The organism is Paenibacillus sp. R-74696 (assembly GCF_055814915.1).
The window spans coordinates 21,466-33,013 of the sequence record NZ_JBPULM010000022.1 but is presented as its reverse complement, the minus strand read 5'-3'; the positions used below and the strand labels follow the sequence as shown (position 1 = coordinate 33,013).

At 53.8% G+C, this 11,548-nt stretch carries 10 protein-coding genes; 9 read left to right on the top strand and 1 reads right to left on the bottom strand.

Translation table 11 applies throughout. The annotated features are described in order from the left end of the window. Nucleotides 1-22 precede the first annotated feature (22 nt). Nucleotides 23-919 (bottom strand): LysR family transcriptional regulator, encoded by an 897-nt coding sequence (locus ACSR9A_RS06215; protein ID WP_473756210.1) that lies wholly within the window; start codon nucleotides 917-919, stop codon nucleotides 23-25. 154 nt (nucleotides 920-1,073) lie between these two features. Here ACSR9A_RS06215 and ACSR9A_RS06210 point away from each other — a divergent pair, with 154 nt between their 5' ends. From ACSR9A_RS06210 to ACSR9A_RS06170, 9 genes are all read left to right on the top strand, one after another. Next, nucleotides 1,074-1,733 carry a carboxymuconolactone decarboxylase family protein gene (locus tag ACSR9A_RS06210; RefSeq protein WP_473756209.1) on the top strand — a complete coding sequence of 220 codons (660 nt, stop codon included), beginning with the start codon at nucleotides 1,074-1,076 and terminating at the stop codon, nucleotides 1,731-1,733. A 51-nt stretch (nucleotides 1,734-1,784) separates the two neighbouring features. Then, nucleotides 1,785-2,978 carry an amidohydrolase gene (locus ACSR9A_RS06205; RefSeq protein WP_473756208.1) on the top strand — a complete coding sequence of 398 codons (1,194 nt, stop codon included), beginning with the start codon at nucleotides 1,785-1,787 and terminating at the stop codon, nucleotides 2,976-2,978. A 28-nt stretch (nucleotides 2,979-3,006) separates the two neighbouring features. Continuing rightward, on the top strand, nucleotides 3,007-4,614 hold the full coding sequence (locus tag ACSR9A_RS06200) for an ABC transporter substrate-binding protein (protein ID WP_473756207.1): 1,608 nt from the start codon (nucleotides 3,007-3,009) through the stop codon (nucleotides 4,612-4,614). Nucleotides 4,615-4,713: 99 nt separating this feature from the next. Next, nucleotides 4,714-5,661, top strand: coding sequence for an ABC transporter permease (locus tag ACSR9A_RS06195; protein WP_473756206.1), 948 nt, complete (start codon nucleotides 4,714-4,716; stop codon nucleotides 5,659-5,661). 21 nt (nucleotides 5,662-5,682) lie between these two features. After that, entirely contained in the window at nucleotides 5,683-6,591 is a 909-nt protein-coding gene (locus ACSR9A_RS06190; RefSeq protein ID WP_473756205.1) for an ABC transporter permease, read from the top strand. Nucleotides 6,592-6,639: 48 nt separating this feature from the next. Continuing rightward, a complete protein-coding gene (locus ACSR9A_RS06185) occupies nucleotides 6,640-7,743 on the top strand; it encodes an ABC transporter ATP-binding protein (protein WP_473756204.1) in 1,104 nt (367 codons plus the stop codon). Beyond that, a complete protein-coding gene (locus tag ACSR9A_RS06180) occupies nucleotides 7,727-8,716 on the top strand; it encodes an ABC transporter ATP-binding protein (protein ID WP_473756203.1) in 990 nt (329 codons plus the stop codon). The genes ACSR9A_RS06185 and ACSR9A_RS06180 overlap by 17 nt, the downstream gene beginning before the upstream one ends. A 48-nt stretch (nucleotides 8,717-8,764) precedes the next feature. Continuing rightward, the gene (locus ACSR9A_RS06175; protein ID WP_473756202.1) at nucleotides 8,765-10,135 is read left to right on the top strand and encodes an LLM class flavin-dependent oxidoreductase; all 1,371 of its coding nucleotides are present in this window, start codon (nucleotides 8,765-8,767) and stop codon (nucleotides 10,133-10,135) included. A 23-nt stretch (nucleotides 10,136-10,158) separates the two neighbouring features. Continuing rightward, nucleotides 10,159-11,376, top strand: a complete 1,218-nt coding sequence (locus ACSR9A_RS06170; RefSeq protein ID WP_473756201.1) for an acyl-CoA dehydrogenase family protein — start codon at nucleotides 10,159-10,161, stop codon at nucleotides 11,374-11,376. Nucleotides 11,377-11,548 lie beyond the last annotated feature (172 nt).

The following is an 11,548-nucleotide window of genomic DNA, read 5'->3' as shown; positions in this document are numbered from 1 at the left end:
TAAACCTAAAGCTTAATTGCTGCTACCAATCTGGATCAGGAGTGAGCGCCAGCTTAATATCGGTAATCAGCTCTTTATTAATTTGGCTCAGCGTCGTGCTGTTCCGCTTAATGAGGATGCCGAGCTCAGGCCCCTCGGCCATATCGATAACCTGCTTGATGATCGTCCCTGGCAGCGGCGGAGAAATGGCGACAACTGGCGATAGGGCAATGCCTAGCTGCGCCTGCACATAATATTTGAGCGCGGAAATGCTGGCAACCTCAATGCTGTTATGCCGCAGCTTGCCGATTTTTTTCGTAATCATTTCCTCGATGCGAATGCGAAACGAGCAGGTTCCCGGTGTGAACAGAAACTTTTCATTCCGCAAATCCTTCATCCGTATTTCCGCGCGTTCAGCAAAGGGATGCCCAGCAGGGAGCAACAATGAAAATTGTTCTTTCATTAAACCGTGAAATTCCAGCTCGATATGCGGTTCAGGCTGATTGCACAGCGCCAGATCAATTTCATCGTCGATGACCATCTGCATCAGCTCTCTGGTCGTACCGACCTTGACTTTAATTTGCACCTTCGGCTTTTTTTGCGTATACGCGGACAAAATCCCTGGCAGACGACTGCTGGCAGAAGGCTCCGAAGCGCCCACCCGCACAACGCCGGCATCCCCTTGAATGAAGTCCGTCAAGGAGCTGTTTAGCTCGTCGTATTCCCGCAGCAGCATGTCGGCCCGTTCATGGAATAGCCGTCCCGCGCTGGTGAGTGTTATGGTTTTGCCTCGCTCGAACAGCTTCATGCCGAGCTCCTCTTCCAGCTTCTTAATTTGTATCGTAATAGTAGGCTGCGAATATTGCAGTGCCTCGGCAGCGCGCTGGAAATTACCGAGCTTAACAATGGTCTGGAACGTTTTAATTAACCGAATTTCCATGCGTTTTCACCCCTGTGCTTAAAAAATACTAAATTGGCTATTTAAATCTTTCAATTATACACGTCCAGCTTTATGCCCTATTATAACAGATATAAACCCGATTAAATCAAGTGGATTACACATATTTAAAATGGAAAATGGAGGTTTTACCCTAATGTCGAACGAAAGCCTGTACACCAGACACGCACCCAGCTTCTCATCCAAAATATTCAGCTATGCCCCCGATGCCTTTAAGGCGTTCGGCGAATTCAACAAGGAAGCACTTGCCGATGGCGTCATTTCAGTCAAAGTTAAAGAGTTTATAGCCGTTGCCGTTGCCCACGTTACAGGCTGCCCTTATTGTATTGAGGCCCATGTGGGCAAAGCAAAGGCGCTAAACGCATCGTTCGAGGAATTGTTCGAGGCGGCGGCTGTCGGTGCTGCGGTCAATGCGCATTCCGCCTTCTACCATTCGGTCAATGCGCTTAATGCGTTCAACGGCAGCAAAGAAACGGACTTGTACAGCAGAAGCAATATCGAGCTGGTAGAGCAGCTGGAGGACGTTAATGAGGAGCTGTACAATGCTTTCTTCGAGTATTTGCACAAATCGCTAAAGCCGCAGCATATCGAAGCGAAGGAAAAGCTGCTCATCGCAGTTGGCTCGGCCCATGTGACGGGAAGTGCTTACAGCATTGAGATTTTTACAAGGCAGGCGAAGGAAGCGGGAGCGACACTGGAGGAGCTGGCTGAGACGATTGTTGTGGCAACGGTTTTGAAGGCAGGCTCTGCGATGGCGCACCGGGTGAATGCCCTGCAAGCCTACGAGCGGGAATAGAAACGGATACCGTGCATTAATAGCTTGGTAGAGAAGAAGGGGGAAGCAAGCATGACAGTTGAAAATAAAGGCTGGAGCGGACAGCTCCCCGAGTGGGTTCATGAGCAGGCTGTCGCATGGCGAAGGCATCTGCATCAGCATCCGGAGCTGTCCTTTGAGGAGACGGAGACGGCGCAGTTTGTCGAAGATACGCTGCGCAGCTTTGGAGGACTGATCATTAGCCGTCCAACGAAGACGAGTGTGCTGGCAAGGCTTGTCGGCGCCTATCCGGGCAAGACGCTGGCGCTGCGGGCCGATATGGATGCCCTTCCGATAGCGGAAGAAAACACGGTTGAGTATGCTTCCCAAAATCCGGGTGTCATGCACGCCTGCGGGCATGATGGCCATACCGCTGTGCTGCTGGCGACAGCGCGGCTGCTTGTAGAGCAGAAAGAGCGGCTGCACGGCGAAATCCGGTTTATTTTCCAGCATGCAGAGGAGCTTCCTCCGGGGGGCGCGCGCGAGCTGGTCGAGGCTGGCGTACTGGACGGCGTGGATTGGGTCGTAGGCGAGCATCTAGCAGCCCAGTTGCCCGTTGGGCAAATTGGCATCGTATATGGGCAAATGTCGGCATCGCCGGATAATTTCACCATTACAGTCAATGGGGTTGGCGGCCATGCCGGCTTCCCTCATCGCTCGGTCGATACAATTGCGATTGGCGCCCAGATCGTGACGAATATTCAGCATATTGTGGCGCGTTATACCGATCCCTTGGAGCGGCTGGTCGTCTCCGTGACCCAATTCACGGCGGGAGCCTCCCATAATGTCATACCCGATAAGGTAACCCTGAAAGGTACGGTGCGGAGCTTTAGCGAGCAGGTTCGCAAGCAGGCGGAGGAGCAGCTGCAGCGCATTGTTGCCGGTATTGTTTCGGCACATGGGGCGCAATTCGAATTCCAATATGTGTACGGCTATGATCCCGTGGTCAATGACGAAGTGTTGACCCGAATCGTGGAGGAGGCGGCGATTGAAGTCGTCGGCAAGGAGTACGTCGTTCACAACCCACCGGGCATGGGCGGCGAAGACTTCTCTGCCTACCAGCGCAAGGTGCCTGGCACATTCATTAATATAGGCGCGGGCAATATCGAGAAAGGCATCGTCTATCCGCATCACCATCCGCGATTTGAGATTGATGAGGCAGCGTTGGCAAACGGAGTGGCCTTGTTCGTAAAAGCAGCAGAAAAGCTAGTGGATTGGCAGTCATAATGCACAATAACAGGGAGGCACTTTATTTATGAAGCATTATCAAAAGTTGGGAATAATCGGATTGCTCAGCGCTTTGCTTATCGTTTTCGGCTGCTCCAGCAACAGCTCTGCACCTGCAAGCTCGGAAGGAGCGGCTTCGCCTGCCGAGTCAGCAGCAGCTGGCGCATCGGGAGGCGAGAAGCTGGCAACCGAACTGAAATATCCGCTCGCGCAAACGATACCGACGCTGGATCCGCATCTGTCGCTTGGCGGAAGCAATTCCACGGTAGCGGTCAATATTTATGAGGGACTGTTCGCCTTTAATGCCAAGTATGAGCCGGTTCCTATGCTCGCCGAGTCTTATGAGCTAAGCGAAGACGGAAAAGTATATACCTTCCATCTCCGCAAAGGAGTCAAGTTTCACAACGGCAAGGAGATGAAGGCAGAGGATGTAGCCGCTTCGCTCAATCGCTGGAAAAATACGGCGCCGCGCGCGAAGAGCTCTTTTTCCGATCGCGAGTTTGAGGTGAAGGATGATTATACGGTCGTGCTCAGCTCAAACGTGCCGAGAAATGATACATTGGCGCAGCTTAGCCACGTGCTTAATTTTGCAGCTATTATGCCGAAGGAGGTCGTGGATGCGGCTGGTCCGGACGGGGTAACCGAGTATATTGGAACGGGTCCATTCAAGTTTGTGGAGTACAAAACCGACCAATACGTGCATGTGCAAAAGTTTGCCGATTATCAGCCTGTTGATGCGCCAGCTGACGGTTTTTCCGGCAAAAAGGAAGCGCTCGTGAACGATCTGTATTTCACTTTGGCAACGGATAATGCGACGCGTTTCTCCTCCTTCCTCGCGAAGGACTTTAACAACGTCGATGTCAGTCTAGATAATTTGCCGCAGGTTGAGAGTGACCCTGATGTGGAAATTATCAAAAACCTGTCTACCGATTTTAATTTGGTTTTCAATAAAAAAGGGCCATTGTTCTCGCAGCTGAAATACCGCCAGGCTGTCGCATCGGTGCTCGATGTTGACCAAGTTCTGCTTGGCATCGTGTCCACACCGGAGCTGTACCGCTTGAACCCAAGCTACATGTACAAGGAAAATACGAAATGGTACAGCGAGGCAGGCAGCGAAGCCTACAACCAGAAAAATCCGGACAAGGCGAAGCAGCTTCTTCAGGAAGCGGGCTACAATAGCGAGGAAATTACGCTGCTGACGACCAAGGATACAGGCACCTTCTATAATGCAACGTTGATGGTGCAGGCGCAGCTGGAGCAAATCGGCATAAAGACGAAAATCGACATTTCCGATTACGCCACGATGCTGACGAAGCGGGCTGACCCGAATGGCTGGGATATTTATGTCGGTCCATTCCTCGTGCCTTCAACACCTTCACAGCTGCTTTATTTGAACCCGTCCTATGGCTTTGCTGATGATGCCAAGCTTGCTGAGCTGCTTGCAGCTTCTACCTCGGCGATTAGCGACGATGCGATTAAAGCGGCGAATGATGCGCTGCAAGCTTATGAGTGGGAGTATTTGGCGGCGATTAAAATCGGCGATATTTACAACTACAATGCGGTTCGCAAAAATCTCGTCGGCTTGACGTTCCTCAGCAACATTCCGAATCTTGCAAATACGAAGCTCGTTGAATAACAGCATTGCGCAGCACTATCCAGCATGGCAGCAAGCTTAAAGCAGGCATACAGCAGCTGCACGCCGTGCGGAATTCCACCTTGGAAGGAGGTAAACGGTTTGACCGCTTTTATTGTAAAACGGGTGTTATCGTTGATCCCCATTCTGTTCATCATGTCGGTTATTGTCTTTCTGATCATTTACCTCATTCCGGGTGATCCCGCGCGCGTCATGCTGGGCGATGGCGCAGATGAAGCGACGATTCAGCAGCTGCGTGCCAATATGGGGCTTGATCAGCCCCTTATCTTGCAATATGGCCAGTGGATGGGCTCGGCGCTGCAAGGGGATTTAGGCGATTCTTATTTTTTGAAAAAATCGGTGTCCGCTGTCATTGGCGAGCATCTTCAGCCTACTCTGTCGCTCGCGCTGCTTGCCGAGCTGATGGCGATTGCCATCGCCCTGCCGTTCGGCATTTGGGCAGCCGTTAATCGCGGGGGCTGGGCGGACAAGGCATTGACTGCCTATACGCTGCTCGGCATAACCATTCCCGGCTTTTTGCTCAGCATGTTTCTGGTGCTTCTGTTCGCGGTTCAGCTGAAATGGCTGCCGGTATCCGGCTATGCGCCAATCAGTGACGGGCTGTGGGACTTCCTGAAATTTTTAATATTGCCCGCCATTTCAGTCGGCGTCGTCATGTCGTCGGTTATTGCCCGAATCGTTCGCTCCTCCTTTCTGGAGGTGATGAACCAAGGGTATGTGAAGACGGCGCGCTCGAAGGGGCTGCGTGAGCGGAGCATCGTATACAAGCATATTTTGCGCAATGCGCTGATTCCCATTTTGACCGTCATTGGCGGAACGTTTGGTACGCTGCTTGCTGGAGCTGCGGTTGTGGAAAGTATTTTTAACATTCCGGGACTGGGACAGCTTCTCGTGCATTCGGTATCGCGCCGGGACTATACCGTCATTCAAGGCTTGGTGCTGTTCATCGCGTTTACCTATGTGCTTGTGAATTTGGTCGTTGACCTGCTTTATGCGGTCGTTGATCCCCGGATTCGGTTGAATAAATAACAGAAAGGAGGCTGAGCGCGGATGGGAAAAGCACAGCCATCGCTTCATCTGGCAAAGCGCAAGCGTGCTTTCGGCAGTCGAAGGCGTGGACGCGGGCTGCTCAAGAGGCTGCTGGCCAGCAAAACAGCGTCGGTGGGCAGCGTGCTGATTATAGTGGTCGCCTTCATTACTTTTTTTGCGCCATGGATTTCGGTTTACGGCCCGCTCGAAGTCGATATCGTCAACCGCTTGTCTCCGCCGGGCGCGGAGCACTGGTTTGGCACGGATAATTTGGGCCGGGACATTTTCAGCCGGGTGATGCATGGCACGCAAATATCGGCGCAGGTTGGCTTTGCCGTCGCTTTATCGGTCGCTATTCTCGGGCTTGTGGTCGGCTTGTATGCGAGCATGTACAAGTGGCTGGATCAATTGCTGATGAGGACGATGGACGCTTTGTTTGCTTTCCCGGCGATTTTGCTGGCGATTGCCATCATGGCCGCGCTCGGGCCAAGCGTCTCCAATCTGATTATTTGCCTGATTATCGTTTTTATTCCATCGGTAGCCCGAATCGTCCGCTCGGCCGCGCTCGTCGCAAAGGAGCAAACCTATGTGGAGGCGATGCATGCGCTTGGCGCGTCACAGACGAGAATTTTGTGGCAGCATATTATGCCCAGCACGATTTCGCCGCTCATTGTGCAGAGCTCCTTTATTTTTGCCGAGGCGATTATTGTGGAAGCCGCACTTAGCTTTCTGGGAGCGGGCATTCCGGCTCCAATGGCAAGCCTCGGCAATTTGCTGGCCGATGGAAAAATGTATATATACAACTCCTGGTGGATGACGCTGTTTCCCGGCTTTGCGCTCATTATTTCGGTACTGGCGATGAATTTGTTTGGGGATGGCATCAGGGATTTGCTCGATCCTCATGTTAGACAGGGGAAGGGAAAAAAATAGGGCATCGCAGATGGCGGGCTGGAGTCCGACTAAGGAGGGGTGGAAGAAATGCCGGAGGAGCTTTTGCTGGAGGTTAAAGCGTTACGAACTTATTTTCATACAGCACGCGGGAAGCTGGCGGCAGTCGATGGCGTTTCCTTTGATGTGAAGCGAGGGGAAATCGTCGGTGTTGTCGGAGAATCCGGGTGCGGCAAGAGCGTCACTGCCCAGTCCGTGCTGCGGCTGCTCGATGAGAAGCATGATGTTAGCTATGAAGGGGAAATTCGGTTTGCGGGCAGCAATCTGCTTGAGCTGAAGCAGCGGCAAATGCGGGCAATTCGCGGCAATGAAATTGCAATGATCTTTCAAGACCCGCTTAGCTCGCTCAATCCGGTATACACCATCGGCGAGCAAATTATCGAGGCGATCATGCTGCATCAGAAAATCAGGCGGAAGGAGGCGGTTCGCAAAGCAATCGAGCTGCTTAAGCTGACGGGCATCCCTTCTCCGGAGCAGCGGGTATGGGAGTATCCCCACCAGCTTTCCGGAGGCATGCGCCAGCGCGTCATGATTGCGATGGCGCTGGCTTGCGAGCCGCAGCTGCTCATAGCCGACGAGCCGACGACAGCGCTGGATGTGACGATTCAAGCGCAAATTATGGAGCTGATTACGGAGCTGAATCGCAAGCTGGGTATGAGCGTTCTACTCATCACCCATGATCTGGGCGTCGTTGCGGAAACATGCCAGCGCGTCGTTGTCATGTATTTGGGGCAGGTCGTTGAAATGGCTGATGTGGCGACGCTATTCGCGCGCCCGCTGCATCCGTACACGATTGGCCTGATGGGAGCCATACCGCGAATGGATGGTGACAGAACGCAGGATTTGCAAGTGATTGAAGGTAGTGTGCCTTCGCTATTGAATGTGCCGTCTGGCTGCCGCTTTGCGCCGCGCTGCGCATATGCCGACGACCAATGCCGCCAGCATATGCCAGAATTAATTCAGGATGCTGCCAGTGGAGCGATGGTGCGATGCTGGCATGCCGGCACCCTGTCCGAAGCAGTCGAAGCGGTCGAAGCAGCTGAGGTAGCTGAAACAGCTGAAGTAGTTGAAGCAGCCGATGCTGCTGCAGAAGCTGATGCGAAAGGAGGCGTGCAGCATGCCATCACCCCATGAACAGGAAGGCGGTCCAGTGCCGCTGCTGGAAGTGAAGGGCTTGTCCAAGCATTATAGTACGAAGCGTCCGGCGTCTTTTCGCAAAAGCCTCGTTAAAGCCGTTGATGATGTTTCCTTTCACATTTATGAAGGGGAAACCTACGGGCTGGTCGGGGAGTCGGGCTGCGGCAAAAGCACGCTAGGCAAGGCGCTGCTGCGTCTAGTTGAGCCTACTGCCGGAGAAGCGCTGTACCAGGGCGAGGATTTAAACCAGATGCCAAGCCGCCAGCTTCGGGCCAGTCGCCGCCAGCTCCAAATGGTTTTTCAGGACCCCTATTCTTCGCTAAATCCCCGCAAAACCATTGGCAGGACGCTGGAGGAGCCGCTCATTATTCATGGAATAGGCAGCCCGCAGCAGCGAACGGAGCTTGCGCTGCGGATGCTCGGGACGGTGGGCTTGCAGGAGGAGCATTATGATCGGCTGCCGCATGAGCTGTCCGGCGGCCAGCGTCAGCGGATCGGCCTCGCCCGGGCCCTTATTCTTGAGCCGCGCCTCGTCATCTGCGATGAGCCCGTTTCAGCACTGGACGTCATTATCCAATCGCAAATCATTAATCTGATGCGCAAGCTGCAGCGGGAATTGAAGCTGACGTATTTATTTATCGCCCACGATATTGGCGTCATACGCCATATATCTGACCGTATTGGCGTTATGTATTTAGGCAAAATGGTCGAGGAGGCCCGAACGGACGATCTGTTCGCCCAGCCGCTGCATCCTTACACGCAGGTGCTGCTGTCTGCTGTGCCGATTCCCGACCCCGCTATCAAGAAGGAGCGGATGATTTTGCAAGGCGACATCCCGTCTCCGCTGGAAACGGTTAGCGGCTGTGCCTTTCATCCGCGCTGCCCGTTTGCGGTTGAGACATGCCGGAAGCTCGCGCCAGTCAAGCGGGAGGTTGCGCCTGGCCATTTTGCAGCATGCCATCTTGCGTAACGCCTGTGCAGTCAAGCTAAGCTAATGAGGGATAGGAGAGAGTAGACGATGAAGAAAAAAATTCATTTGGGAGTCTTCGAGGTAAACGCAGTCAATCATTTGACCCAAGGCATCTGGACGCATCCAGAGCAAAATCGCATTCATTATAATAGCATTGATTATTGGATTGATATCGCCCGAACTTTGGAGCGGGGCAAGTTTGACTTTATGTTTTTCGCTGACAGCTACGGCTATCCGAAGGAGAGGACCGAGCTTGCGTTCCGCGAAGCATCGGGCGCAGTAGGCAATGATCCGATGCTGCTCATTCCAGCGCTTGCGCAGGCGACTGAGCACCTCGCTTTTACGATGACGACCTCGACGACGTATGAGGCTCCTTATGCGAATGCGCGCAGATTTTCAACGCTGGATCATATTACGAGGGGGCGAATCGGCTGGAACGTCGTAACGACAAGCAGCAAATCAGCCGCCGATTTGTTCGGCAGAAGCGAGTTTCTGCCGCATGACGAGCGTTATGATATGGCCGACGAATATATGGATGTCAGCTATAAGTATTGGGAGGGCAGCTGGCAGGACGATGCGCTGCTCGTTGATCGCGAGAAGCGGATATTCGCTGATCCGCAGAAGGTTCATAAGGTGAAGCATGAGGGGAAATATTTTAAATCGGAGGGGTACCATGCTTCGACGCCTTCCCCGCAGCGGACGCCGGTCATTTTTCAGGCAGGCAGCTCAGGAAGGGGACGCGCTTTCGCCGCGAGGCACGCGGAGGGCATCTTTCTCAAGGCGCCGACGACGGAGGTGCTTCGGGACCAAATCGCTGATATTCGCAAGCGGGCAGCGGAATATGGGCGTGATCCGGCAGCGGTGAAAGTGTTCACCGGGCTGTCGGTTGTAGTGGCGCGGACGCGCGAGGAGGCGCAGCGCAAATTCGACGAGTATATGCAGCATCAGAGCGCAGAAGCGACGCTGTCCAGCTACGCCGGTGTGACGGGCATCGACCTGACGTTGCTTGATCCGAACGCCTTTTTTGAAAATATTCATACCGAAATGGGCCAAACCCATACCGACCGTTTTACGAAGCATAGCAAGACGAAGAAGACGGTGCAGGAGGTCATGGACGATTTTGTGCAAAAGGGCTTTCGCGGTTTGACCGTTGTCGGTACGCCGGAAGACGTTGCGGATCAAATCGAACGCTGGACGGAGGAGACGGACGTGGACGGCTTCAATCTGGAGCCATATGTGCTGCCAGGCTCTTATGTCGATTTTGTCGATCTGGTCATCCCGGAGCTGCAAAAACGGGGGCTGTTCAAAACCGATTACGAAGCAGGCACGCTTCGCGAGCGGCTGTTCGGCAAGGGAGAGGCACGCCTGCCGGAGCATCATCCAGGCGCTTCTTTCCGTACGCCGGCCGCCCTTGTCTGATCGAAGGAAAGAAGGAGACGATTATGTTTAACGATGAGCTGCTTCTCCAGCTTGTGGAGCAGACCGAATATACGCAGCGCCAAGCGGAGCTCCTCGCCCAGCTTCGCCGTATAGGCAAGCAAAGCATTGGGCCCGCCGCGAAGCAGGTGGATAACGAGGGAGCTTACCCGTATTCATCACTGGCTGCGCTTAAGAGCGAGGGCTTGCAGAATCTTTCTGTACCTGATGCATTCGGCGGATTAGGGGCTGGCTGCAAGGGGGATGCGGTGCTGCTCGTACTGGCGCTGATGGAGCTGGCGTCTTGGTGCTCGTCCACCTCGCAAGTATTTGCCTTGCATAATACCGGTGTGCAGCTGGTGCATGCGATGGGTGATGCGGCGCAGCAGCGATTTTTTTTCGAGGAGGTCCAGCAAGGTCACCTATTCGGTAGTTTTGGGAGCGAGGCAGGGGCGAATCGTTTCGTGCTGGCCAATACGCTTCGCAAAGTAGAAGGAGGCTACCGGCTGAATGGGAAAAAGATTTTTGCAACCGGCTCGCCCGGCGCAAAATGGGCGTTCTGGCGCTCGGTTTCCGAGGATGCGCCGGGCAATCAGGATGAGCGGTATATGATGCCCATAGCGGAGCTTAATGGAGCGGGCATCACGGTCAACGATGATTGGGACGGCATCGGACAGCGCGGCACCGGAAGCGGAACCGTCCTAGCGCAGGAGGCTTTTATTCCAGAAGCGCATGTGCTGGGAGGGCCTGGCGCTTATGCCGCCCATGCTCCTTTTTTCGCAGCGCAGTTTCATATTCATTTCGCCGCCCAATATGTCGGGATTGCGATAGGCGCATATCGGGAGGCCGTGGCCTATTTGAAGGAGAAAGCAAGGCCATGGTCAGACGTCAAAACGGCGGCAGAGGACCCGATAACGCAGCTCCGTGTGGGCGAAATGGCAGCCAAGCTCGCCTCCGCGCAGCAGCTGGTGCTTCGCGCCGCACGCCTGCTGCAAGCTGTTAATGAGCGGCCAGATGAACCGGAATTGTACAGGGCCGTTCAAGCGGCGGCGTCCCATGTCAAAATCATCGCGACCGACACCGCGCTGGACGTAACGAATGCGATTTTTCAAATTATGGGCGCTCGCTCGGCGACCAGAAGCTGCAATTTCGACCGCTATTATCGCAATGCCCGAACGCTCACGCTGCATGATTCGGTAGACAAGCAGCGCGAGGCTGCGGGCAAGCATGAGCTGGGGCTGTAGCCTGGGAGTCCAGTCAACCACAATCAAGCACAAACAAGAAAGCCTTCCGAATGCCAATTTGGGAAGCTTTCTTATTTGTGCTTAGCTTGGTTTAGCTAGGCTTGGCAGGAGCAAGCAGGAAAAAATGATATTATTGAAAACGCTTGCAAATAATAATATACTTTGATAAAGC